We start from the raw sequence: 24,713 nt of genomic DNA on the forward strand, positions 1-24,713 counted from the left end.
CGGGATGCTTTTTCTTATTCACCCAGCTTCTCAATTTGTCCCATCACATCAGTAATTTGCTTTGCGTTTTGGACCAGGTCTGACTGCTCCAATTCTTTAAGCGATACCTTGCCTTCCTCTGCTTGTTTCAACACCTCTTCAGCGCTTTTCTGCAAGGTTTCGTTATGTTCCTGAATGGTTTGATGAATCTCCGCTGCGGCATCAGGCGGCGTTAATTCATTAAAATCAGCGGCAGCCTTCTGAATCGACTCAAGCTGCGCTTCAAGTTTTTCTTTCGCCTCGGTGTCATTTACAGCTTTCTCAGCCAATTCAGGCGCTTCCTCTGCAAATGTCTTCACCTTCTCCACATAACCAGCTGCTTCACTCGTATAGTTCAATCCGTCGTTCACCTGATCAAGCATGCCACATCCGCCTGCACTCAAAAGTCCCACTCCGGCAAGTATTGTCAAAATGATCTTCATCTTCAGCCCCCTCATCGTTTCTTTTTCATTTTTTCTTTTAAGATCGGAATCACTTTCTCTTTCGCTAACGGCAGCCCTTTCCTCACCAATTCACGCTTCAGCCACTTTTTCAGCTTAGACATTCTGATGCTCCTCTCCCTTTTTGATAAAAATGAAAAAACTCCACCAATTTGGTGAAGTTCCTGAAACAAAAAGACCTTCACCAAATCAGATTTGGCAAAGGTCTCGCTAACAATGAGATTGCCAGCAAAGCCGAGGACAACTTGTCCCGTAATGACGACTTTACTGTGAAAGCTACTCCCCTTTGGAGTGTTCATTTTTATTACTTTCATTCTAAAGCACCGATCTGTTCCAGTCAAATTCCTGCCGTTTATATAAAAGCGCGCTGTGGTATTTAAAATTTGAATGGTTTTTCTATCAGGAGATCATGCTATGACAGAGGAGGTTTTCATCATGAGTCAAGAGCGCGTGAAACGGCCTGGGCATACCAGATGGTACATATCTTCGTTACTTAGCGGCATTATTATTCTTAATTATTTTGACCGAGTGGCCATCTCGGTAGCGGCCCCTGCGATACAAGATTCGTTTCACCTTACTGCAACTGAACTCGGCATCGTGTTTTCCATTTACACCTATTCCTATACACTGATGCAGCTGCCTGTCGGAAGTTTGCTGGACCGTTTTGGGGTCGCATGGGTCACGAGGGTTGGAATGACAATATGGAGCTTTTTAACGATCCTTCTTGCTTTTTTGCAAGGAAAATTGCTGTTGTATCTGTTCCGGTTTCTCATTGGGCTGACGAGCGCCTCTGCGTTCCCTGCTGCCTCTAAAGCAACCGCTCTCTGGTTTCCTCCAAGTGAGCGGGGATTGGCAAACTCACTGTTCGATTCGGCCGCCAAGTTTTCAAATGTAATCGGCGCGCCATTGGTCGCTTTTCTTGTCACAACATTTGACTGGCGTGTCGCTTTTTTGACGATTGGATGCATCAATGTGCTGTTTACGATCTTTTTCTGGCAGTATTATGAACAGCCTGAACGGCACAAACGCATTTCTAAAAGTGAACTAAACTATATTCAAAAACACAATGCCATTACAACAGAGCAAATCCCTTACAAAACGGGCCCGCTTTTAAAAAAGCTTTTCACCAATCGGAAAGTATGGGGCTTAATGATCGGATTTACAGGGTACGGGTATACATTCAACCTGCTGCTCACCTGGCTTCCGACTTTCTTTAAACATACATACGGTATGGATCTCATGTCGTCCGGTTTATTTACGGCAGTGCCGTGGCTGATCTCAACCATTTCCGGAATTGCCGTCGGCGGCTGGCTCGTCGATTATTTTATTAAGAAAGGCTATCCTAACACCAAGGTGTACCGAACCGTAATCATAGTCGGAATGAGCTTTGGCTTTTTCTTTTTAGGCTCCATTCTGACGAACAATATTACCGTAGCCATTATTTGCATTTCCATCGGACTCGCCGGAATTTCAGCAACCGCTCCGGTCGGCTGGTCCATCTCCGCAGAACTCGCGCCGATCGGTTCCGTATCCATGCTGAGCTCCATGGTGAATCTCGCAAACAACCTGTTCGGAGGCATTATTGCTGCGTCACTGACAGGGTATTTGTTTGATGTGACAGGCTCCTTTACCCTCAGCTTTCTGGTAGCTGGTTTTGTGCTGTTGCTGGGATTGGTTTTTTATGTGTTTGTATTAGGGGATGTAAAACGAATTAAACTGGAATGAAGAGTGCTTGCTGAAAAGCACTCTTTTCTTTGAATCCGCCAGGTGTTATTTTCTTTCTCCCACATTCACTAGGCTGTCTTCGGACGAAAACACCACCATTTTATCCTTGACTCCAACCAAAGGTAAGGCCTCATAGTGAAAGAAGAAAGGAGGAGTCCGATGGTGAAATTAACAGTAAAAGAACTATCCAATATTGCGAATGTCACAATCAAAACGCTTTATCATTACCACAAAATCGGCTTGCTAGCCCCAAAGGAAATAAGCGAAGCCGGATATCGGTACTATGGTGCTGAAGAACTAAAAAGACTGCAGGAAATCCTTTTTTACAAAGAATTAGATATTCCTTTGTCAGAAATCAAAAGATTATTAAATGAGGATGCTGAAAGAACAAGTACATTAGAAAAACAAAAAAAGCTGTTTGAAAAGAAAATTGAAAAGTATCAGCGTCTCATTCAAACAGTCAACACATCTTTAGAATACACGAGAAAAGGTGAAAACATGGATCATAAGGTAATGTTTAAAGGATTTGAAAGCGCTGAAGAATGGAAACAATCTTTAGCAGAACAAAATGGGTATTTAAAAGAGCGTTACGATTTTGAATTGGATACACATACAATCAATGTCGATGAAATGAACAAAATGGCAATAGAGGCTAAACATTTTCTTGATAGGATGGCTGATTTTTTAAGAAATGGTGTAACGTATCATGACCCTTCCGTGCAAGAGCATGTCATGAATCATCTTAAGTTCCTAAATCAGAACGGGCATCCGACAAGTAAAGAAGATTACGTAAAACAAACACGTTTTTTTATGCAAGATGATTTCCATAGAGGAATGTTAGAAGAGCAGCAAACCGGTTTATCTTATTATTTGGTTGTCGTTGCAGAACACCTGTAGTGTTTTGTCACCCTTTATAGGGTGACAGCCATCAGGATTACGAGACAGCACCGCCAACAATCGAAACATTCTGCCGGTCAACGGCAAAACGCCGTCCGTTCCATTTCAATACGGTTTGAACATATCCCAATGAGTCGGCGTTATACCTTCCCGCTATCCGCTGGTACGCCAATAATTCGTATACGCCGTCTCTGTCAAAATCAACCGGATACAAGCCCGATAAAGGATTCACCCATCCTTCTATCGGCATTTTTAACACACCTTGGCTGTTATAAATCTCATTCAAATATTCCCTGCCTTTGTAAGTAAGGTCGAGGATATATATTTCGTTTTGCTGATGACTGATGACGCTCGCTTTATATTGATTTTGATACCTCACACTGTACTTTAATTCATCATTCAATACATCTGAATTGAAAATTCGCCGAAACTGCCTGTTTAGATAGGCAAACACGTATGCATAAATAGCACCGCCGCTTCCCCCTGTATCTATTACCACTGCCACATCCTCAATCTTGTCGCCTGTCATATCCCCCAGAAAAAGTGACGGATTGTATCCCATATTGTTTTGAAGCTGAATCTGCTGCTCCTGATGGGTTCTGCCATCACGGATCACCAATGTGATATTTCTCCATAACGGGCTGCCGGGCATTTGATTTCCAGTTAGAAAGATCTCGTCAATAACGCCGTCTCCCGTTACATCGCCGCGGGTAGATGCAATGATTGCACGTGAGGAGACAGGCTGCCGAAATACGTATGGATGTTGAACAAGTCCTCTGCTTTCATAAAACCAATAAGGAGCCATTCTGATGTCATACACATTCAATTGTGTCACCTTCCCTAATCAGCTGAATGAATCATTATATGCAGGAATGGCACATCAAAGACATATCTTACACACCAATTAAATCCGTACCATATGAATTATCGATTACACAAAGCCACTCGCCTTGCGCATTCTTCTTAAATACATAGGTCGCCCTTCTTTCCATCGCATACTCGGAGTCCTTTTTATCCGAATCAAGCAGTGTCTGAGAAAGAACGAGTACCGTGTCACCTGCTTCCAACAGGATCATTTTCCCTTGTGTCGGGACAATATGATGATTGAAATAGTTCGCAATCGTGATAAACGCTTTTTTGACTTCTTCCTTGCCTCGCGCGATCATGCCCGGCTTCACAACTAAAACGGCATCTTCCGAATAATAATTCATCAGTGTATCAAAATCTTCATTTTGGATTGCCAAATCACACGCAGAGATGATGTCTTTCAATTGCTGTTCCAAATGAATTCCCCCAATCATCATGATTGGATATATTATACATCGCTAGACCACTGAAACCTTGAAAACAAAATGAAAAGTATCCTTTTTTCCTATATAATCAAATAGATATATTTAACAAAGTACCCAAGTGAAGGGGTGAACATTATTGTCTGCGGAAGTAACGTTACATGACAATATACATCATGATTTAAGTGCGGATTGCCAGCACTGTTTTGGCCTGTGCTGTGTCGCCTTGCCTTATGCGAAGTCGGCAGATTTTGCTTTTGATAAAGACGGGGGCACGCCTTGCCGCAACTTACAATCAAACTATCAATGTTCTATACATAAAGATCTCAGAGAAAAAGGATTTCGAGGCTGCTCTGCATATGAATGCTTTGGCGCCGGCCAAAAAGTATCCCAAATCACTTATGAGGGAAAGGATTGGCGAAACAGCCCCGAAACGGCCAACCAGATGTTTGACGTTTTTCCTATCATGCAGCAGCTGCACGAAATGCTCTGGTATTTACATGAAGCTCTTTCTATAGATATAGCCAAGCCGATTCATCCTGAACTGAGAACCAGTTTCGAAAAAATAGAAAGGCTCACCAGACTCAGCAAAGAACGCTTGCTGACACTGCAGGTGGACGAGCATCGAGCTGAGGTCAATGAATGGCTGTTAAAAACAAGTGAGCTGGTGCGTGCCCAAGCCCGCCATCCAAAACTCCCGAAAAAGGTCAGCCGGGGAAGTGTCCTGATCGGCGCGAAACTGAAAGGGCTTGATCTGCGAGGAGCAAATCTAAGAGGGGCGCTGCTCATAGCCGCCGATCTGAGAAATGCCGATTTGAGAATGACAGACTTTATCGGTGCAGATATGAGAGACGCTGATCTCAGCGGCGCCGACCTGACCGGGAGCATCTTTCTGACACAGGCACAGGTGAACGCCGCCAACGGCGATTCGAATACAAAGCTGCCGCTGTCTGTACGAACCCCTGCCCATTGGAAATAAAAAAGGACCCGCTAACGGTCCTTTTTTACTGATCAATTCAATCCTTTTTCGTTCCTTTTATCCGACATTTTCACACTTCTTGCCAAGTATCCCGACAGCCATAACGCAACCAGCAGCATGAAGGTGATCATACCGACGACGCCCAGCCAGTGAAAAGCAGACCAGAATAGCCCTCCGACTGTTCCGCAAACACTTGAACCGGCGTAATAAAAGAACAAATACAGCGATGAAGCCTGTGCTTTGTTATGAAGGGCTCTCCTGCCCACCCAGCTGCTGGCAACTGAATGTCCGCCGAAAAAACCGAATGTAAAGAGGGCAATCCCCAGAATTTTCACTGCCAGCATACTGTTTATCGTGAATAAAGCACCTGCAATGACGATGAAAATATTCATCACCAGTATTTTTGGATAGCCATATCGATCAACCATTCTTCCAATAAAAGACGAGCTGAAAATGCCTACAATCATCACAATAAATATCCAGCTGGCAAATGCTTTATTAAGCGAATACGGCGGGCCCAACAGCACATACACAATGTAATTAAACAAGGCAACATTGCTTCCGAGCAGCAAAAAACCAATGAGAAACAAGCTGAATAGTTTTCGGTCCTTCAAGTGGCTGATCAGAGACATTCCCAATTTCCCGAGCTTCAATTTTCTTGGCGTAAAATGCCTGGATGGCGGCAAATTCATAAAAAATATAACACTAGCAATCAAACTAATGACACCAATTGATCCCATCGCCATATGCCAATTCAAGTACTCGCTCAGGAGCCCGGAAACGATCCTTCCGAAAACGGCGCCGATTGCATTTCCACTGATATATAGCCCCATCGCTGATCCAAGACTTCCGGGTTCAATTTCTTCCCCAAGATAAGCCATCGCAATCGACGGAAGGCCTGCGAGCGCAACGCCTTGAACGGTTCTCAATACGAGCAGTGTATGAAAGTTCGGACTGAAGGCCGATGCCAGACAGAGAACCGATGCGGCCAGCATGGAAATACCCATAATAGGCTTGCGTCCCCACACCTCGGATAATGAACCAAAGACAAGCATGCTCACAGCTAACAGCATTGTGGTAACAGATAAAGAAAGACTCGCCGCAGTAGGCGTTACATGAAATTCCCGCGTGAATTCCTCCATGAGCGGCTGTACGCAATATAGAATCGCAAATGTATTGAAACCCGCAGCGAAGAAAGCAAACGTAATTTTTCGAAAAACCGGTGTGCCTTTTCGAATGTATGTCATCGGGACTTTATCGGTCCCTCACCATGTAGTGGAGCACTGCCATTCATAAACAATCATCCTTTATTTCTTCCGAATTCAAACATCCTCGAGTCTGTTTATATTACTATCTTAGCACCGTTGATATATGTTGTATAATGCATATAAAATATCATTTTCATGCTTATATGTAATAAAGGAGGGATGATAATTGGAATGGGAACAACTTGAATATTTTCAAACACTGGCCCGAATGCAGCACGTCACGAAAGCCGCAAAAAGCCTCTCCATCACACAGCCTGCGCTTTCACGCTCTATCGCCAGGCTGGAAAATCATTTGGGTGTGCCGCTATTTGACAGGCAAGGACGATCCATCAGCTTAAATCAATACGGACACATTTTTTTGCGGCGGGTTCAGGCGATGATGAAGGAGTACACCGAAGGAAAAGAAGAAATCCAAGCCTTATTAAAGCCAGACCAAGGCGTAGTCTCTCTCGGTTTTTTACATACATTAGGCACCACGCTCGTGCCCGATCTCATCGGCTCCTTTCAGCAGGAATACTCCAACATTTCCTTCCAGCTGAAGCAAAACCACTCTTATTGGCTGCTTGAACGATTAAAATCCGGGGATCTGGACCTCTGTCTCCTCGCTTCGATTAAGCCTGAAAATCCGATCCAATGGATCAAGCTGTGGAGTGAAGAACTCTTTGTATTTGTGCCAAATGATCACCCATTAGCCAGTCGCGAAAGCATTACCCTGAATGAGATTGCCGGGGAGCGTTTTATTTTATTGAAAAAGGGCTATGCGCTTCGGATGACGGTCGATGAGCTGTTTGAGAAGGCCGATATACAGCCGAACATTATGTTTGAAGGAGAAGAAGCAGCTACTGCCGCAGGTTTTGTGGCAGCCGGACTGGGCATATCTATTCTCCCAGACCTGAAAGGCTTAGACCAAAGCAAAATCACCAAAATCCGCGTCAGCTGGCCGGAATGTCAGCGTGTCATAGGAATTGCCTGGATAAAAGGCAGGTTTTTATCACCGGTTGCTGAGACCTTTAAACAATATGTGATCAGCCATTTTTCTGAGTAGAGAGGATTCAAACATGAATGTCAAAAAAATCACGTCAGAACAGGATTTACATACAGCTTTTGAAATCAGAAAGGCAGTATTTGTAGAGGAACAAGGCTGTCCCATTTCGGATGAATTCGATGAGTTCGATACACTCCACGGTGATTGCCAGCACATCCTGGCTTATCATCAGAATGTACCTGTTGGCACTGCACGTGTCCGTATCGTTGGCCACACGGGGAAACTGGAACGAATCTGCATTCTGAAGTCTTACCGCAAATTCGGTTTGGGAAAAGTGATCGTCGATGCATTAGAACGTATTGTGAAAGAACAAGGCATTTCTGCCTTCAAACTGCACGGCCAGACACAGGCGGCAGGCTTTTATGAAAAGCTCGGCTATCGGACTGCATCAGAAGAATTTATGCTGGACGGCATTCCGCATGTGCTGATGACAAAACAAGACGATTCTGCGCTATAGATTGTTCACAATTTTGTCACTTATGAGCATGAACAGTTCATTGGTATACTAATCATCGATTATGGAGAGAAGGAATGATTGTATGCCAGCAAATAAAAAAGAAGGCCTTATATTTGGCGTGATGATGTGTTTTGGAATGGTCTGCGTCATGTCGATTTACAATGCCATCATCAACGGAGCCATTCAGGATTTTTCACTGATGACCGTTTTTGAAATGGTCATCGGTTTTATGGTCGCCCTCCTGTTAGATTTACTGTTAGTGGGCCCCCTCGCCAAGAAGATTGCATTCCGCATGCCGTTCGACAAGACTAAAAAAATTTATGTCATCCTTGCCATGTCAACTTGTATGGTGATTGGCATGGTACTTTGTATGTCTGTGTTCGGTTTAGTGACAGCGGTTCTAGCAAATGGGCTGAACGGGGACGGCCTCTTCAGTGCTTATCTTATGATTGTGTTGAAAAATTTCATCCTGGCCTATCCATTGCAATTACTGATTATGGGCCCATTAGTCAGAGGGATTTTCATGAAATTTGTAAAACCAAAGCTCACAGCCGCAATTTAAATAGAAAAGGAGTGAGCCTGACACTCACTCCTTTTGCTCATGAATCGAATGTAAAACAAGCTCCGCAAAAGCCTCCGCGGCAGGCAGCTGCCATTTTTTCTTTTTGAGTAACAGATGTGAGTAAATCGGATCGAGGGCTTCACCATGCTGAAGAATTTTCAGCTTATGTTTTTGACTTCCATTAATCCCTATACCTTACCACATAGTTTTTATACAATTCTTCGTTATAAAGAATTTCTTCGCCATGTGAAGAGCAAATGAGCGTTGGTTTGATTTGATCTATGATTGAGCCGCTATCGATGTTCTCATTTATATCAACACTGAATCTTCTTATAGGTGGGTGTAAATCCTCCTTACTTGTGATAAAAAGGTCGCCCGTTAATAGCGTACGATCGATTTTATGATCATACACGACATGCCCCGGAGAATGGCCAGGTGTTAAATAGTATTTCAGAGGCAGGTGAGCAAGCGTTTGCTCCGTCAGCGGCTGGACAATATGGGCTACCCCTGTGTTCTCCACTTCATTTTTGTTCGGATAAGGCGCTTCTCCATTGATATATATAAGTTCTTTCTGGTGGGCATAAATCGGAATATCAAATCTCTCTAACCATTTTGATGCACCTCCGATATGATCACTGTGGCCATGGGTAAGCAAAATGGCTTTTGGATTGCCGATCGCTAACGCTGCCCTAATTTGAGCATCAGCAAAACGTTCTATTCCCGTATCAACAATATAAACATCATCACCATCTTTGATAAACCAGGTATGAACCGGAATACGAAGAGGCACATCAAGCTCAAATTCACATTGATAGACATGTTCTGATAATTGTCTCAAGTTCACGCAAACCACTCCCTTTGGAGATTTTTGATAGTTCAAAAGAAAACAGAAGTGAACGGCCTATTTTCAAGGCAGATTATCTTGAAAATGGTCCCACACTCCAGCGGACTGGAATTCTTGAGGAGGAGACGCCGATTTTCGCCAGATCAGCTCGACTTGTTAACATTGTCCATTAATAATCCCTTTTGTTCCCCTTCTTCACATATTCCCAATCACGTTCTATATTCTTCCTCACTCTATGAAGGAGTGCAGAAATGGTTTCCTTTTCCTCTGAAGTAAAACCGGACAAGGCCACTTCCGTGGAATGTTCTCCTTCTCTTCTTAACAATGGATATACCTTTTTCCCTTTCTCAGTCGGGAACAGTTTTTTTATTTTTTTATTTTGCTCATCTGGCAGTTTTTGAATAAATCCCTGCATTTCCAGCTTCTTAATGGCCCGCGCGGCCGTTGTCCGGTCCACCTTTATCATTTCCGCCAATTTTTCTTGAATAATTCCCGGATTTTCGTATATACGTACGAGATAGAGATACTGCCCTCTTGTTAAGTCCAAATCTTTAAATTCGATGTTGCTTATGGAATCCAACGCTCTTGCTATCATGCCGATCTCACGCAAAATATCATTCATTCCTAAAACCCCTCACGTATTTTTGTTGCAATTACAACAAAAATGTTTTAACCTTACTATTATAAGACCACATGCATGCTGTACAGTCCAGACTAATATCAGAAAAGGATTGATTCATAATGAATATAAAAAGAATAACAACTGAAGCTGATTTACATGAAGCTTTGAATATTAGAAAGACGGTTTTCATTGAGGAGCAACATGTATCGGAATCCGAAGAGTTCGATGAATTTGATACGCTCCAGGAACAATGCCAGCATGTCTTGATATATCATGAGAATCAGCCTGTCGGCACGGGCCGTGTGCGCATCGTTGACCATACAGCAAAGCTGGAAAGAATCTGCATCCTAAAACCTTACCGTAAGTATGGATTGGGAAAAGTCATCGTAAGCGGGTTAGAAGAAATCATAAAAGAAAAAGGACTGACTGCATGTAAGCTGCATGGTCAAACACAAGCAGCAGGCTTTTATCAAAAACTGGGCTACCAGATTTCTTCACAGGAATTTATGGAAGACGGCATCCCTCACGTCCTGATGACAAAAGACATATCGCGGATTTAACATGAAATATATTTTTTACGGATTAGGCATACTCATATTAAGTTTGGGCATTTCCTTAACCATACAATCAGGACTGGGCACATCACCCTTCGATGCCCTTTTGGTGGGTCTGTCAAAAGAAGTCGGACTTACCGTAGGAAGCTGGGAGGTCCTTATTTCTGTGATCCTCTTAATCTGCAACGCTATATTAACGAGAAAAAAACCTATTTTGCTGGGCTTGATTACAGCATTCATTACTGGAATAGGCATTGATCTTTGGTTGTTTGTTGTAAAAAACACCCTCTATCTAAACGCGTTGTTAAGCAAACTGATTTGTTTCGGAATTGGTTTGGTGCTCATCGGTCTTGGAACAGCCATCTATCTTCAGACGAAATTCGCATCAACACCCATCGATCATTTAACACTTATTATCCGAGATCTCTCCAAAAGAACAATCTTGTTTTCAAGAACATTGGTATACGCTCTTTTCTTATTATTAGCCATCATCTTTAAAGGCCCTATCGGCATCGGAACCCTATTAACCGTCTGTTTAGGAGGAATGCTCCTTCACGTTTTTATGCCTATTGTGGAAAAACAATTCTTATCAAAAAAAGAAGGGGTTAAAAAACCTCTTCTTTGAAAAAACGAAACGCAAAACAAGCTGCGTTTCGTTCAATAATTTTATGATAAATTAAAATTTATAGTACCAAAAAATCGCAATTTCATTTGCTGTTGGAAGGTTGGAATAAAGCATCGTATCAACTGCACCTATTATAAAGTGATGTTTGGCATAAAAACGACAAGCTGAAACATTAATATCTTGTGTTTCAAGCATAAGACCACAAAAGCGATTCTCCTTTGCCCACTCAATCGCTTTATGTAATAATGCTGTTCCAACGCCTTTTTGTCTATAGTCTTTTGCAACGGCAATGTCCTCTATTAGTGCATACCCATTCCAGTTAGAACGAATCTTAATCCGGCCTATGCAGTTGTTTTCAACATAATATAAAAAAACCGCTTTTCCCTCTTCTTCAACATAACTAACAGCCATTTCATCATCTTCATATTGTTTAAAATAAGGTTTAGAAAATCGTTCCTCAGTATATGTCCAAACACCGTTTTCAAAAGCAGGTATCATTCTCCCAAAAACAACGAGAGGTTCATTTGGTTTATTGAAATCTTTCATATTCAATTTAGTCATTTTAATGATCATATCAATCCCCGCCAATCGAGATAATATTTAGTAAACTCGTTTCGATACTATTCAATAACAGCTTCCAAAAGAGAACAGCACTAGGTAAGGCATCCATTACCTTATATATTTCACTATCTTAATGAGGTATTTCAACAGAGGCTTGTGGTACAGTAAAAAGGAATAGAAACAAGAGAAAAGAAGATGAACCTATGCCCACTAACAATAAACTCAATGAGAAATATCATACTTCCTTCAACTCGCCCACAACCCTGTTGACTAGTATCCGTGGAGAGAGGAAGCTTTGACACAGCTTCTGCCATTGGTGACATCTCTATTGAAGTATCCAAAGGACAACCAAGGATCGCTCTTTGATTTTTTCAAGAAGAAAGTAGAGTGAATAAAGGAGTGATTGAGTATGTTAACAAGAGAAGATATCTTTAAACACGTCAAAGAAAAATACGGTACATCGCCTGATTACCCGTGGGAGAAATACCCAAACTATGCTTCTTTGAGACATACATCAAACAAAAAATGGTACGGTCTTATCATGAATGTTCTCCCAGAAAAATTAGGCTTGGATGGTCATGGCGAAATAGATATTCTAAATCTAAAATGTCCCCCTGACATAAGTGATAGCTTAAGAAACGGGGAAAATATCTTACCCGGATATCATATGGATAAGGAACATTGGATTTCAATTGTTTTAGAACGGACAGATCCAGAAGGCGAAATCTATAACTTAATCGAGCAGAGCTTTCATTTAACCAAGTGAAGATAAAGAGTGTTCCTGCTAATCGAGCTGCGGAGAGTAGTGGGCACTTTCATTTTAGATATTGTTCTTCACTTTGTCCATAAACGCAACTTAGTCGATCTGGTGTGTGAGTGGGAGAAGAATTTCTACCAACTTCTTATGGAAAAGGATGAATAGTTATGACAAATAACTTAAAACAGAGAAGAATCATTTTAGATTTAGCAGTTACTTTAGATGGTTTTATTGAAGGGAAAAATGGAGAAGTTGATTGGTGCATTATGGACCCTGATATGGGGTTTACTGATTTCTTAAATCAAATTGATACTATTTTATATGGCAGAAAAAGCTACGATTTATGGGGACAATATATTCCAAAAAATGAAGACCCTGATACAGAAAAGGAAATTTGGAAATTGGTTCATAGTAAAAAGAAATATGTTTTTTCCAGAACACAAAATGAGATTGATAATCAAGCCATATTTATAAATGATAATATTCTTGAAGAAGTAAATAAATTGAAGAAAAAGTCTGGCAAAGACATCTGGCTATATGGTGGAGCGAGTCTCATTACAACTTTTATAAATTTGGGGCTTGTTGATGAATTTAGATTATCTATTCACCCTGTTGTTTTGGGAGAAGGAAAACCGTTGTTTATTGATGTAAAACAGAGGATAAATTTAAAAATGGTGAATACAAGAACATTTTCCTCTGGCGTTGTGCAAATCGTTTATCATTGGAATGGCTAAAAAAATCTTTCCCTCCAAAATATACATTGTAAGGTAACACTCGACAGTTATTTTTCTTATTGAACTAAAGGGGACTCCAATGGGTTCCCCTTAATACTATTGAATTATCAACTTTAACAGAGCTAAAAATATCCATTCTCTTGTATTAAAAGAAAAGAAGACTGGAAAGGACACATTAACATAATTAAACATTATAGTATATTTCATTCTCCCTCTTTTAAGTAAATCGGCTAAGAGGTGATCCTATGCCCACTAACAATAAATCCAATAGAATTAATCGCTGAGAAGTCTACTTATTTTACTTCAACATGCTCATAACCCTGTGGACTGGTTCCCTTGGGGAGAAGAATCATATGAAAAAGCGAAACGCGAAAACAAGCCTGTTCTCGTATCTATGGGGTATAGCTAACGATGGCTAATCTAAAGAACATGCTATTGATGCCATGTTTATTCATTTTACAAAAAAGGATCAACCTTGGATTACTTTCACAAGATTGACCCTTTCACTCATTTAGCGATGCCTCCGCGAACGTTTATATACATTCAAGATTACTAGCCAACAAATAACAATGGTTCCTGCAAAAAGTATGAGCATATTGCTATACAAATAGGTAGAGTGATCAACGTCAATAGGCAGCAGCCTATGGTCTAGGAAGCCGATAGATAATAAACCGCCTACAATCGCAATACCCGTTCCCTCTGATAAAAAGCTCGTGAAATTAAGCAAACTCATTCCAGCGCCCGCTTCCTTTTCTTTCAAACCGCTAGACACAACTGTAGATATAACTGTTTTTGTGAAAGATAGCCCTCCAAAAACAAAAATTACTATAATTGTCATGATCCATGGTGCTGCATCTATAAAAAAGGCAGCGATTAAAAAGCCCGAAGAAAGCAATGCACTTCCAATAGTTAGTACATACAAGGAACCTTTCCAATCAACAAGCAATCCCCCAATGTAACCAAAGATGATGACACTCATTGTTCCGGGGAAAATAATGCCGCTTCCAATTGCTGTAGTACTTAAATGGTGAACATCTTTCATCATGTAAGGAACCATAGAGACAAATCCTGCTGCTGTACCAAATATTAGTCCTCCGCAAAGGGTTCCAATCACAAAAAAGACGTTTTTCCCTAATTCAGGGTCAACAAAAGGGTCCTGAGCTTTCCTAATGTGTTTTACAAATATGAAGAAAGCAAGAATACTGATGATCAGAAAAGAAAATCTATAAGATGTTGTAAACAGCATAAAAAATACGATACCTGCAGACATCAATATAATCCCTGCCATATCAATGTGTCCTCTTATTCTCTCTTCCTTTTTCAACAATTTTATAAGGAATGGAACGGTGATAATTGTTGCAGTTGGAATAAGCAGCAAATACGACCAATGGATATAATGAGCAACCATTCCGCCAATAGCTGGCCCAACACCTTCTCCCATTGCTACCTGGGACCCGATCAGGCCAAATGCTTTCCCCCTGTTCTCTTTTGGAATATAGCGCGCAACGACAACCATCACAAGAGCTGGGAATGCGGCTGCACCAATCCCTTGAATAAACCGGGCTAGAATGAGTATAGAAAAGAAAGAGTGTCCAACAAATCCAATGATCGACCCAAAGCCATTTACCATAATCCCAAATAGAAGCAGCTTTTTAATGCCCAGCTGATCCGATAACTTTCCATATAGAGCTGTTCCAATGGAGAAGGTTAACATAAAGGCAGTATTCACCCAGTTTGCACTTGCTGGCAGTTTATTAAACTCGTTGGCAATATCAGGTAATGAGACGTTCAGAACCATTTCATTTAATACGCTGAAAAATGATAGAACACAAAGCCAAATCAAAACTTGATTGTGCCGTAAAGTTGACTGTGAATAAGACGTATTCACAATTTCCCCTCCATTAATGAGGGCAGACGCAGTTTATAGGGCCATTGATACGCTTCCCTCTTTTAATTGTACCCTGTTCATTTTATTGCACTTCATAATAACTCCCCCTACATTTGATTGATATGATCTTATTATATATAGACTAAGGTTTAAACTTTTACTTTTTTTTATAAAAATTTGAAGAGATTGCGAAACAAGGAAAAACGTTATTCGCATTTATCTCAAGTGGCAAAATGAAACATTAGTTTATATTTTCACATCACAATTATCGATAAGCAGTCAGTTATTGTATTTGTTTAGGATAACTGTGGTAACCTGAATATAACCAACTTAGGAAGAAGCTGATCCCATGCCAAACAAAAGTAAACCCAATAGATTAATCGCTGAAAAGTCTCCTTATTTACTCCAACACGCCCACAACCCTGTGGACTGGTTCCCGTGGGAAGAAGAAGCATTTGAGAAAGCGAAACGCGAAAACAAGCCGGTTCTGGTCAGCATCGGTTATTCGACTTGTCATTGGTGCCATTTCTCTTAGAATAACCAAAAAGGCAACCAGTTTCGGCTGCCTTTTTAATAGTTATAATTTTTTAGAAACCCAAGTTTAAAAACTTTTTCTCTTCTAATTTAAAGACTGTCGTCTTTTCTTTGGGTTGATTCCATGTTATTCTGACTTCTAACCTATGACCCTTAATATCTTCCTCGGGCATATATTCAAAGGTTGAAATGTGGTCAGGTTTTTCCCCACCGTCTTTTAAACTTTCACCATTATATTCAGATAGAGAGTAAGGACCATTCTCTTCATAAACTTTTCCATCGACCATCAATTCAATTTGTTTAATAGTGATTTTATTTTCTTTATTTTCATTACCCTGCCAGTATAAGTTTAGAAAATAATTTGGCCCAATTGATGTTTTACTTGACTTTTCAATGGAAACTTTCCATTCATTGTCTTTACTTGTCCCTTTATAAAGATCCTGTTGATCATATATCGAATACAAAACAACAAATATCCCCAACAAAACCACTATCGGAATGATTATTTTCATTATTTTTCTTTTTTTCACATACTCTACTCCTATATTTTTCTAGAAAAAAATTAAATATAGACCAAAAGAATGATATATTAAATAATGGTTTCACTAGTGATTATACCAAATTAGCTTATGGAAAAACAGAGGTGTAGAAAGTGAAAAAAAGATTTTTTTGTTTCATTATAGTATCTTTGATACTATCTTTATTCGTCATACCAAAAGTAACTTTAGCTAAAGAAACTGAAACTTTTTCTACGGATTCTTATACATTAAAGGATGCACAAAATGAAGTCATAAAGTATCTTAAGGACAATAAAAAGAATTACAAAATTGGATCAGAACAATTTGTTAATTTCTTAGAGTCCGCAACAAAACTAGATTTCAAAAAATATAATAAAGATTTAATACAAACATATTCCAGCATCTACCTAGCCGAGAATGAAGAATATCAATTCGAACAAGCTACAAAAGATAATAAAGATAAAGAAGAAAAACCTTTTGTGTTAAGTAATTCTTTGTTAAATAAAAAAATCAAAGAAATTAGAGTGAAAAATGAAGATGAAAATACTGAAGTTGATAATGAAGTAAAAGACTTACAGTCCCAACCTTCATTAGAGTTTAATGCTCTTTCAAGTTATAACAGAACAAATGCAAAAAAATATATGACAAAAAATTGGAAGAACACATCCAGCTCTTTATATGGATATCTAGGTGGTAGTGGCGGTGACTGTACAAACTACGCATCTCAAGTGGTTCACGCAGGTGGAATGCCTACTAGCTTGAAAGGTTATTATGGCAGTCATTATACCTAGACTACAACGGGTTGGTTTTCAATTAAGGAATATCGAGTCCAGGGAACATACAAAATTAATTACTCTACTTCTTGGGTCAGAGTTAAAGATTTCTATGGCTACTGGACTGGTACTAAAAAACATAAAGTTTATTCTAACTTAACTGCCTCACAAGTATCAAAGAAAGTTTCAACTGGAGATGTAGTGCAAGTCTATAATAAAAACTCCGGAAACTGGTTCCATACCGTTGTTGTTTATGATGTAAAAAAAGGAGAAACAAGATTTTCAGCTCACTCTAGTGAACAATTATATGCACATCTACCATTTGAGTTCAAAGGAAGTAAGTATAGATTTAGAGTTATTAAGTTCTAAAGAAAAATAAAAAGAAGCTGCCTAAATAGTGGCTTCTTTTTTTATATGTGCAATAACGTGTTGTTGGTAGCCTAGGATAATCAACTCGTGTGGAATAACATAAGGCATTTTAAATGGTAATACAATTGTTCAAATAATACAGTTTTACCTTTTATATCATTCATTTTTAAAACCTGCAATCCGTAACCATGCGGTAGCAGGTTTTTTTATTTGCTTGACTTAGAGTTAACTCTAAATTGTAAACTAACTTTAATTAAATGAGAGGGATGATGTTGTTGTATTCCATTAGTAAAGCTGCTGAGAAGACTAGTATTAGTTCGTATACATTAAGATATTACGAAAAGATTGGGTTACTTCCACCACCAAAACGAAAAAACAGTGGAAGGCGTTTTTATACGGAGACTGATATTCAGTTCATGTTATTCCTGAAAAGTTTAAAGGAAACAGGTATGTCTTTGGAGGATATTAATGAGTTTGTCAAAGACGGATGCATTTTGGAAAAAATCAATTCGGATGTTAAATCGGCACAACTCTCCCCATCTATAAATAAACGTATTGAGATTTTAACCAAGCACTTAGAGAAAATGGAAATTAAAAAAAGGGAGCTGGAAGAAGTGATTTCTACTACAAAAGGAAAACTGGATACATATTATTCAATTTTGAAAGAGGAAGTGGAAAACAAATGAAACATTTAAATATATACATAATGTTACTTGGCTTCTCTATTTTCACGGGAGCTACTTTTAATCTTGCAAAATATACAGTTGGATATTTTTCTCCATCGTCTTCTGCGGCATGGCGTTTCGGTTTAGCGGCTGCAGTGATGCTCATCATTTTGATTTTTACTGAAGGTATAAAGAAGAGTCAATTACGGAAAAACGCCGTTTCATACATTGTTCTTGGAATTATAGGAATCTTTGGATTTAATGCCTTGTTTTTTGTTGGTTTAAAATATACATCTCCCGTTAACGGAGCATTAATAATGGGGCTGAATCCTTTATTAACAGCAATTCTCGCTCGAATTATCTTAAAGGACAACATGACAAAAAAACAAGTACTCGGCATATTCTTTGCATTCATCGGTGTATTGTTAGTCATTACACAAGGTTCTATCGAAACCATTAAAACCTTATCAATTTCAGGAGGAGACTTAATAATCTTTACAGGTAACGTTTGTTGGGCACTTTATGGCGTACTTGGACGTCGGTTTGTAAAGGATGGTACACCGCTATCTACAACCACTTATACGATGGTTATTGGTGCTGTTAGTTTAATAGTAGTTTCCTTATTTACATCCAAACCTGTTTCTTTATCGAACATCCCGATTGGAGTTTGGGGGGCAATTGCTTTTATGGCTTTCTTTACAAGTGTTTTGGGTTACCTATGGTGGAATCAGGGGATTAAAGAGATTGGGGCTAGTAAAACATCTTTATTTTTCAACCTTGTTCCCGTTGTAACGATGATTATTTCATTTGCAATTGGAACACCGATAAAGGTATTTCAAGTTATTGGGGCTGTGTTAGTTATATTAGGCGTTTTAACCGCTTCGGGGGTAATACGTATTCCTAAGTACAATACTAAAGAACAGTCAGCTATATAAAGAAATAGGGAGTATTTTTGAGAAAATGTGTTAAGTTAAATATACACTAATTATAGGAAGAAGGTGATCCCATGCCAAACAAAAGTAAACCCAATAGATTAATCAATGAGAAATCACCATACTTACTCCAACACGCCCACAACCCTGTGGACTGGTTCCCGTGGGGAGAAGAAGCATTTGAAAAAGCAAAACGCGAAAACAAGCCGGTTCTTGTCAGCATCGGTTATTCGACTTGCCATTGGTGCCACGTTATGGCTCACGAAAGCTTTGAAGACGAAGAAATCGCGCGTCTTCTCAATGAACGGTTTGTGGCGATTAAAGTCGACCGGGAAGAGCGGCCGGATGTGGATTCTGTTTATATGAGAATCTGCCAGCTGATGACCGGGCAGGGCGGCTGGCCGCTGAATGTGTTTATCACGCCTGATCAGAAGCCGTTTTACGCGGGTACATATTTTCCAAAGACGAGCAAATTCAATCGTCCCGGTTTTGTTGATGTGCTTGAGCATCTGTCTGAGACGTTTGCGAACGACCGTGAGCATGTCGAGGATATTGCGGAGAACGCCGCTAAACATTTGCAGACCAAAACAACCGCCAAATCAGGCGAAGGCCTTAGCGAGTCAGCGATTTCCCGGACATTCCAGCAGCTTGCCAGCGGGTTTGATACGATCTACGGCGGTTTCGGGCAGGCACCGAAATTTCCGATGCCCCATATGCTGATGTATTTGCTTCGTTATCATCACAATACGGGGCAGGATAACGCTTTATACAACGTGACGAAAACGCTGGACAGCATGGCGAATGGCGGCATTTACGATCATATCGGCTATGGGTTCGCCCGCTATTCGACCGATGACGAGTGGCTCGTTCCCCACTTTGAAAAAATGCTGTACGACAATGCGCTGCTGCTGACTGCTTATACTGAAGCCTATCAGGTCACGCAAAACAGCCGCTATAAAGAGATTTGTGAGCAGATCATTACGTTCATTCAGAGGGAAATGACTCATGAAGACGGAAGCTTTTTCTCTGCTTTAGACGCGGATACAGAAGGAGAAGAAGGAAAGTATTACGTGTGGTCAGAGGAAGAGATTCTGAAAACGCTCGGGGACGATCTCGGAATGCTGTATTGCCAAGTGTATGACATCACTGAAGAAGGAAACTTTGAAGGCAAAAATATTCCTAACCTCATTCACACAAAGCGAGAACAAATCAAAGAGGATGCCGGGTTAACCGAAAAAGAGCTCAGTCTCAAACTCGAAGACGCAAGACAGCAGCTCTTGAAGACACGCGAGGAAAGAACCTATCCGCATGTCGATGATAAAGTGCTGACCTCATGGAACGCGCTGATGATCGCGGGTCTTGCGAAAGCGGCAAAGGTATACCAGGAACCGAAATATCTCAGCCTAGCGAAAGACGCCATCACATTTATTGAAAACAAATTAATCATCGACGGCCGTGTGATGGTCCGATATCGTGATGGCGAAGTGAAAAACAAAGGCTTTATCGACGATTACGCTTTTCTCCTATGGGCTTATCTGGATCTCTATGAAGCTTCGTTTGATCTATCTTATTTACAAAAAGCGAAGAAACTGACAGACGATATGATCAGCTTATTTTGGGATGAGGAGCATGGCGGATTCTACTTCACCGGACACGATGCTGAGGCCTTAATCGTCCGGGAAAAAGAAGTGTACGACGGCGCTGTGCCTTCAGGAAACAGTGTGGCAGCCGTGCAGCTGCTGCGTCTCGGGCAAGTTACAGGCGACTTATCACTAATTGAAAAAGCAGAAACGATGTTTTCCGTGTTCAAGCTGGACATCGACGCGTATCCGAGCGGCCATGCTTTCTTTATGCAAAGTGTGTTAAGACATCTGATGCCTAAGAAAGAAATCGTTATTTTTGGCAGCGCAGACGATCCAGCCAGAAAACAAATCATAACAGAGCTCCAAAAAGCCTTTAAGCCTAACGACTCCATTCTGGTAGCAGAGCATCCTGATCAATGCAAAGACATTGCACCATTCGCGGCAGACTACCGCATCATAGACGGCAAAACAACCGTGTATATTTGTGAAAACTTCGCCTGCCAGCAGCCGACAACGAATATCGAAGAAGCCATCCAAACGTTAATAAGCAGCAGGGATTAAGACCCTTGCTGCTTACTTTTTGATTTCTTATGGTACCATAAAGCGATCCCCGCAAACACAAGATTGACCGCTATCGTAAAGAAAGCCTCCCACATCGGGTTCCCCCGCGTAACCGTAAAGAGAGAAGGAATTCCTCCATACACACTGTTTTTTTCTGTAATAAACATACACAAAAACATATTATTCGCGGCATGGGCGCCAAGTGATATTTCGATGCTTCCAGTTTTAATCGTGTAATAGGTCCACACAAAACCAAATGTTAAATACTCAATTCCTGCCCAGACAGCGCCATTGTTCATTTCTGGATTCGCAAAATGCAATACGCCAAACAATCCTCCGACAATCAGTGTCAAAAATAGAGGATTTTTCGTCAATCTCCCGAAAGCTTGAAGCAAAAATCCCCTGAAAAACAGTTCCTCAGCTGATGTCTGAATCGGAACCAAAATGAGGGCAGCCGCTAGCAGCCAGATAAAGCGTGAGGCATTAAACTCTTGCATTGAATAGCTATCAGGATGAATCGCAAAATCAATCAATTGTACGGCGATCATCAGCAAGAAATAAGCAATAAAACCAAAGGAAATTCTCCGCCAATTCATCTTTGAATTTGGTGTAATCACAGTTCGGAAAGGCCGCTTCAAAATAAAGCACACAGCCAGCCAAACTCCCGGAATGGCGAATAAATAAATCACATGGGACAAATAAAGATCTACGAGGGGATCACTCAGCACAGCTTCATCCAAATCAAACGTGATATTAGGATTCACAATAACCGTGAACAGTATAGCGAAAAGGTAAGCTATATTCCCGAATACATATAACCCTACCATCACCAAAAAAGCGAAAAAATATCTCCACAACGTATTGTTTCCTTCTATAGGACGGATAAATGAATTCATTCCTTCTATGTCTCTTCCTTTCAATGAGAATATTACTATATATTTGCATAAATTGGTCTATGAATCTACTGTTTTGGAAATCTTTTAAGCAAAATTAAAATATAAAGTGTGAATTTAGTTCTTACATCTAGTGATTTGAACTCTGTTGCCAATGAACCAAGATACTTATAATAGTCCCAAGAGGGGAATTTTCAGTCTTTTCTTACTACTCAAAAGGGGGTTTTTTATGAATACGATCTTCAAACAAAAGAATACACATCCTTTCTCAAACGCAGCGAATCGTTTAGACCGCCTTCCGATTTCACGCGTTCATTTCCAAGTGTTAACCGCTCTCGGCATTGTTTATTTCTTTGATCTCGCAGATTTATTTACCCTCAGCAATGTAGCGCCGGCACTGATCGAGCATTGGGGCATCCCGCTTTCCACCATTGCCAATGTAACGGCTGCCTCGTTTTTAGGCATGTTTTTAGGCGCTTCACTGGGCGGACGGCTGTCCGATCGAATCGGCCGCAAAAAAGCCTTAAATCTATTTGTCTTTGTCTTCTCGATCGCATCGCTATGCAATGCTGCGGCATGGGACATTCCATCTTTAATGACATTCCGTTTTCTCACCGGATTTGGCGTTGCAGCCGCCATGGTCATTACGAATAGCTATTTGGCGGAATTTTTCCCTTCAAGTGTACGTGGAAAATATATTTCTTTTTGTGCCATGATTGGATTGATCGGGGTTCCGATCACCAACATTGTGTCTGCCTTTGTCATTCCTCTTGGTTCATGGGGATGGAGGCTAGTATTTGTATGGGGTGCCGTCGGCCTTATTTATTTTTTCTTCATCCGCCGTCTGGAAGAGTCACCTCGCTGGCACGAAAATCGGGGGGAATATGCGAAAGCCGATGCGATCCTCAACCGAATTGAGGCACAGGTTGAAAAGGAGAAAGGCCCGCTTCCGGCAGCATCCCAGCCTAAAGTAAGCGAAACTGTTAAGCAGCATACGGGTTACGCAGGCTTATTGAAAGGCAGAAACCTCAAAATCACCATCGTATTATCTGCTGTATGGATTTTTGAAACGTTTGGGTTTTACGGATTTGCCTCATGGGTTCCAAGCCTGTTAAAAAGCAATGGTGTCACCATGGAAAATACATTGTGGTATAACGTATTGCATTCCGTCGGCGCTCCGCTTGGCGCACTGCTCGGCTCCATGATTTCTGAAAGATTTCAAAGAAAATGGATTTTAGCTGCGAGTGCGTTTCTGACGGCCATCGCCGGGCTCTTATATGGTATGACTTTTATTCCCATCATGATCATTGTATTTGGTTTTATCGTGAATATCACAGAACGGGTCTTTACCTCGAACTTATACGCCTATACATCTGAACCTTATCCGACTGAATACCGCTCGTCTGGCAGCGGTTTAGCCTATGGTCTTGGCCGTTTTTCAAACATTTTTGGCTCATTGCTTGTCGGATTTATTGCCGTTCAGCTCGGCTATATCAGCGTCTTCTTATTTATTGGGGGCTGCTGGCTCGCATGCTCCTTGCTGTTAATCTTCTTCGGTCCTAATACGAATGCGAAACAGATTTAAAAAAGTCAGTGCGGATCTGCCGCACTGATCTCATTACAATTGCTTCAAAATCCTCGCGGGGTTTCCGCCTACAACAGTATTAGCGGGTACATCCTTAGTGACAACAGATCCAGAAGCAATCACTGCGTTATCACCGATTGTCACTCCCGGGTTAATCACCGCCCGGCCTCCAATCCAAACTTGATCTCCAATTGTCACAGGCTTACCGAACTCCTTCCCGGATTTCCTTTCGATCGGATCAAGAGGATGACCGGCCGTGTAGATATGTACACCTGGCGCAATCAAACAATGACGGCCGATACGCACCTCACACACATCTAAAATGACACAGTCAAAATTAACAAATGTATGATCTCCGATATGAATGTGATAGCCATAATCACAGCGGAATGTCGGCAAAATCGTGACTTGATCCCCAACCGAACCGAGCAGCTCCTTCAAAAGCTTCGTCCGCACTGCATCATCTTCCAGTGTTTCGTTATATTGTCTAATCAGCTGTCTCGCATGCTTGCGTTCTAGTAATAGTTGTTGATCTTCCGAATTGTATAATTCTCCGGCTGCCATTTTTTCTTTTTCTGTCCTCAGCATTTAAGTCACTCCATGTCAGATTGTAATCTCGATCAAATTTCCTTCATCATCCTCAATCACACTTTCATAGTAGCCGTCTCCTGTTGTCCTCGGGCCGTTTACTACTGCGAAACCATCCGCCTTCAATCGATCAGTCAGTTCGTCAACTTTCTCCCGACTCCCAACGGAAAAGGCAATATGTGCCCAGCCTGTCATTGTTTGTGAGGGCGGATCGGTCACATTCCCTTTTTTCATAATCTCCAGCCTTGCTCCGGAATCAAACGTAATAAAATAAGACTTAAAATCTTTTTTCTCATTATGATACAAATCATTCGCTTCGCCATTAAAATACGTTTCATAAAAAGACTCCATTCGCTCTAAATCATTGACCCAGACCGCTGTATGTTCAATCTGCATTTCTTCCTCCTCCTTCGCCTTCAATGAAGT

General features: G+C 40.9%; 27 protein-coding genes and 4 pseudogenes. 17 read left to right on the forward strand and 14 right to left on the reverse strand.

The window, feature by feature from the left end:
- Positions 1-14: 14 nt before the first annotated feature.
- Together MKX71_RS20980 and MKX71_RS20985 are read right to left on the reverse strand one after the other, a co-directional pair.
- Positions 15-461 (reverse strand): DUF6376 family protein, encoded by a 447-nt coding sequence (locus tag MKX71_RS20980; protein ID WP_076457341.1) that lies wholly within the window; start codon positions 459-461, stop codon positions 15-17.
- A gap of 11 nt (positions 462-472) precedes the next feature.
- On the reverse strand, positions 473-793 hold the full coding sequence (locus tag MKX71_RS20985) for a hypothetical protein (RefSeq protein ID WP_339231603.1): 321 nt from the start codon (positions 791-793) through the stop codon (positions 473-475).
- Positions 794-893: 100 nt separating this feature from the next.
- Here MKX71_RS20985 and MKX71_RS20990 point away from each other — a divergent pair, with 100 nt between their 5' ends.
- The gene (locus MKX71_RS20990; RefSeq protein ID WP_014478548.1) at positions 894-2,204 is read left to right on the forward strand and encodes an MFS transporter; all 1,311 of its coding nucleotides are present in this window, start codon (positions 894-896) and stop codon (positions 2,202-2,204) included.
- 159 nt (positions 2,205-2,363) lie between these two features.
- On the forward strand, positions 2,364-3,101 hold the full coding sequence (locus MKX71_RS20995) for a MerR family transcriptional regulator (RefSeq protein ID WP_326209170.1): 738 nt from the start codon (positions 2,364-2,366) through the stop codon (positions 3,099-3,101).
- A gap of 37 nt (positions 3,102-3,138) precedes the next feature.
- Here MKX71_RS20995 and MKX71_RS21000 read toward each other — a convergent pair whose 3' ends face one another.
- Together MKX71_RS21000 and MKX71_RS21005 are read right to left on the reverse strand one after the other, a co-directional pair.
- Positions 3,139-3,927 carry a hypothetical protein gene (locus tag MKX71_RS21000; RefSeq protein WP_339231605.1) on the reverse strand — a complete coding sequence of 263 codons (789 nt, stop codon included), beginning with the start codon at positions 3,925-3,927 and terminating at the stop codon, positions 3,139-3,141.
- A 67-nt stretch (positions 3,928-3,994) separates the two neighbouring features.
- A complete protein-coding gene (locus tag MKX71_RS21005) occupies positions 3,995-4,384 on the reverse strand; it encodes a nuclear transport factor 2 family protein (protein ID WP_131228302.1) in 390 nt (129 codons plus the stop codon).
- A 145-nt stretch (positions 4,385-4,529) separates the two neighbouring features.
- Between MKX71_RS21005 and MKX71_RS21010 the strand changes: the two genes are divergently transcribed.
- Positions 4,530-5,369, forward strand: a complete 840-nt coding sequence (locus tag MKX71_RS21010; protein ID WP_015250796.1) for a pentapeptide repeat-containing protein — start codon at positions 4,530-4,532, stop codon at positions 5,367-5,369.
- Positions 5,370-5,401: 32 nt separating this feature from the next.
- Here MKX71_RS21010 and MKX71_RS21015 read toward each other — a convergent pair whose 3' ends face one another.
- Positions 5,402-6,616, reverse strand: a complete 1,215-nt coding sequence (locus tag MKX71_RS21015) for an MFS transporter (protein ID WP_339231606.1) — start codon at positions 6,614-6,616, stop codon at positions 5,402-5,404.
- 187 nt (positions 6,617-6,803) lie between these two features.
- Between MKX71_RS21015 and MKX71_RS21020 the strand changes: the two genes are divergently transcribed.
- The 3 genes from MKX71_RS21020 (at position 6,804) to MKX71_RS21030 (ending at position 8,701) form a co-directional block, all read left to right on the forward strand.
- A complete protein-coding gene (locus MKX71_RS21020; protein ID WP_038429957.1) occupies positions 6,804-7,682 on the forward strand; it encodes a LysR family transcriptional regulator in 879 nt (292 codons plus the stop codon).
- A 13-nt stretch (positions 7,683-7,695) separates the two neighbouring features.
- A complete protein-coding gene (locus MKX71_RS21025; RefSeq protein WP_003226881.1) occupies positions 7,696-8,139 on the forward strand; it encodes a GNAT family N-acetyltransferase in 444 nt (147 codons plus the stop codon).
- 82 nt (positions 8,140-8,221) lie between these two features.
- Positions 8,222-8,701 carry a DUF2798 domain-containing protein gene (locus MKX71_RS21030; RefSeq protein WP_212128738.1) on the forward strand — a complete coding sequence of 160 codons (480 nt, stop codon included), beginning with the start codon at positions 8,222-8,224 and terminating at the stop codon, positions 8,699-8,701.
- A gap of 24 nt (positions 8,702-8,725) precedes the next feature.
- Here the strand turns inward: MKX71_RS21030 and MKX71_RS21035 are convergent.
- The 3 genes and pseudogenes from MKX71_RS21035 to MKX71_RS21045 form a co-directional block, all read right to left on the reverse strand.
- Positions 8,726-8,866, reverse strand: a pseudogene (locus tag MKX71_RS21035) (LysR family transcriptional regulator); the annotation flags it as partial.
- Positions 8,867-8,882: 16 nt separating this feature from the next.
- Positions 8,883-9,545: an MBL fold metallo-hydrolase gene (locus MKX71_RS21040; protein WP_339188243.1), complete on the reverse strand. Its 663-nt coding sequence runs from the start codon at positions 9,543-9,545 to the stop codon at positions 8,883-8,885.
- A gap of 169 nt (positions 9,546-9,714) precedes the next feature.
- Positions 9,715-10,167, reverse strand: a complete 453-nt coding sequence (locus MKX71_RS21045; protein ID WP_003226875.1) for a MarR family transcriptional regulator — start codon at positions 10,165-10,167, stop codon at positions 9,715-9,717.
- Between the two features lie 119 nt (positions 10,168-10,286).
- On the opposite strand from MKX71_RS21045, the gene MKX71_RS21050 reads away from it, so the two are divergent.
- Together MKX71_RS21050 and MKX71_RS21055 are read left to right on the forward strand one after the other, a co-directional pair.
- Entirely contained in the window at positions 10,287-10,727 is a 441-nt protein-coding gene (locus tag MKX71_RS21050; protein ID WP_326131557.1) for a GNAT family N-acetyltransferase, read from the forward strand.
- A gap of 1 nt (position 10,728) precedes the next feature.
- Positions 10,729-11,346, forward strand: coding sequence for a YitT family protein (locus tag MKX71_RS21055; RefSeq protein ID WP_326131555.1), 618 nt, complete (start codon positions 10,729-10,731; stop codon positions 11,344-11,346).
- A 51-nt stretch (positions 11,347-11,397) separates the two neighbouring features.
- Here the strand turns inward: MKX71_RS21055 and satA are convergent, their stop codons facing one another.
- Positions 11,398-11,919, reverse strand: a complete 522-nt coding sequence (gene satA / locus MKX71_RS21060; RefSeq protein WP_339231607.1) for a streptothricin N-acetyltransferase SatA — start codon at positions 11,917-11,919, stop codon at positions 11,398-11,400.
- Positions 11,920-12,316: 397 nt separating this feature from the next.
- Here satA and MKX71_RS21065 point away from each other — a divergent pair, with 397 nt between their 5' ends.
- The 3 genes and pseudogenes from MKX71_RS21065 (at position 12,317) to MKX71_RS21075 (ending at position 13,807) form a co-directional block, all read left to right on the forward strand.
- A complete protein-coding gene (locus MKX71_RS21065; RefSeq protein ID WP_086344547.1) occupies positions 12,317-12,673 on the forward strand; it encodes an MmcQ/YjbR family DNA-binding protein in 357 nt (118 codons plus the stop codon).
- A 158-nt stretch (positions 12,674-12,831) separates the two neighbouring features.
- Positions 12,832-13,398, forward strand: coding sequence for a dihydrofolate reductase family protein (locus MKX71_RS21070; protein ID WP_086344548.1), 567 nt, complete (start codon positions 12,832-12,834; stop codon positions 13,396-13,398).
- 258 nt (positions 13,399-13,656) lie between these two features.
- A pseudogene (locus MKX71_RS21075) lies at positions 13,657-13,807 on the forward strand (DUF255 domain-containing protein).
- 102 nt (positions 13,808-13,909) lie between these two features.
- Here MKX71_RS21075 and tet(L) read toward each other — a convergent pair.
- Positions 13,910-15,286, reverse strand: a complete 1,377-nt coding sequence (gene tet(L), locus MKX71_RS21080; RefSeq protein ID WP_339231608.1) for a tetracycline efflux MFS transporter Tet(L) — start codon at positions 15,284-15,286, stop codon at positions 13,910-13,912.
- Positions 15,287-15,635: 349 nt separating this feature from the next.
- Between tet(L) and MKX71_RS21085 the strand changes: the two are divergent.
- Positions 15,636-15,806: pseudogene (locus MKX71_RS21085) on the forward strand (DUF255 domain-containing protein); the annotation flags it as partial.
- Between the two features lie 67 nt (positions 15,807-15,873).
- On the opposite strand, the gene MKX71_RS21090 reads toward MKX71_RS21085, so the two are convergent.
- Positions 15,874-16,350, reverse strand: a complete 477-nt coding sequence (locus MKX71_RS21090; protein ID WP_050496387.1) for a DUF4944 domain-containing protein — start codon at positions 16,348-16,350, stop codon at positions 15,874-15,876.
- A 122-nt stretch (positions 16,351-16,472) separates the two neighbouring features.
- On the opposite strand from MKX71_RS21090, the pseudogene MKX71_RS21095 reads away from it, so the two are divergent.
- From MKX71_RS21095 to MKX71_RS21110, 4 genes and pseudogenes are all read left to right on the forward strand, one after another.
- Positions 16,473-17,480, forward strand: a pseudogene (locus MKX71_RS21095) (amidase domain-containing protein).
- A gap of 269 nt (positions 17,481-17,749) precedes the next feature.
- Positions 17,750-18,166: a MerR family transcriptional regulator gene (locus tag MKX71_RS21100; RefSeq protein WP_010886646.1), complete on the forward strand. Its 417-nt coding sequence runs from the start codon at positions 17,750-17,752 to the stop codon at positions 18,164-18,166.
- Complete coding sequence (locus tag MKX71_RS21105; protein WP_029726092.1) at positions 18,163-19,080, forward strand: EamA family transporter; 918 nt, start codon at positions 18,163-18,165, stop codon at positions 19,078-19,080. Before MKX71_RS21100 ends, MKX71_RS21105 begins: the two co-directional genes overlap by 4 nt.
- A gap of 71 nt (positions 19,081-19,151) precedes the next feature.
- Complete coding sequence (locus tag MKX71_RS21110) at positions 19,152-21,221, forward strand: thioredoxin domain-containing protein (RefSeq protein WP_339231609.1); 2,070 nt, start codon at positions 19,152-19,154, stop codon at positions 21,219-21,221.
- On the opposite strand, the gene MKX71_RS21115 is transcribed toward MKX71_RS21110, so the two are convergent.
- Entirely contained in the window at positions 21,218-22,117 is a 900-nt protein-coding gene (locus MKX71_RS21115; protein WP_262118700.1) for a type II CAAX endopeptidase family protein, read from the reverse strand. The genes MKX71_RS21110 and MKX71_RS21115 overlap by 4 nt on opposite strands.
- Before the next feature lie 226 nt (positions 22,118-22,343).
- Here MKX71_RS21115 and MKX71_RS21120 point away from each other — a divergent pair, with 226 nt between their 5' ends.
- The gene (locus tag MKX71_RS21120) at positions 22,344-23,699 is read left to right on the forward strand and encodes an MFS transporter (RefSeq protein WP_041337895.1); all 1,356 of its coding nucleotides are present in this window, start codon (positions 22,344-22,346) and stop codon (positions 23,697-23,699) included.
- A 33-nt stretch (positions 23,700-23,732) separates the two neighbouring features.
- Here the strand turns inward: MKX71_RS21120 and MKX71_RS21125 are convergent, their stop codons facing one another.
- Both MKX71_RS21125 and MKX71_RS21130 read right to left on the reverse strand, forming a co-directional pair.
- Positions 23,733-24,287: a sugar O-acetyltransferase gene (locus tag MKX71_RS21125; RefSeq protein ID WP_116315634.1), complete on the reverse strand. Its 555-nt coding sequence runs from the start codon at positions 24,285-24,287 to the stop codon at positions 23,733-23,735.
- A 15-nt stretch (positions 24,288-24,302) separates the two neighbouring features.
- Positions 24,303-24,683: a VOC family protein gene (locus tag MKX71_RS21130; RefSeq protein ID WP_339231611.1), complete on the reverse strand. Its 381-nt coding sequence runs from the start codon at positions 24,681-24,683 to the stop codon at positions 24,303-24,305.
- Positions 24,684-24,713 lie beyond the last annotated feature (30 nt).

The organism is Bacillus sp. FSL M8-0071 (genome assembly GCF_037975455.1).
In the GTDB taxonomy this organism is placed as follows: domain Bacteria; phylum Bacillota; class Bacilli; order Bacillales; family Bacillaceae; genus Bacillus; species Bacillus subtilis.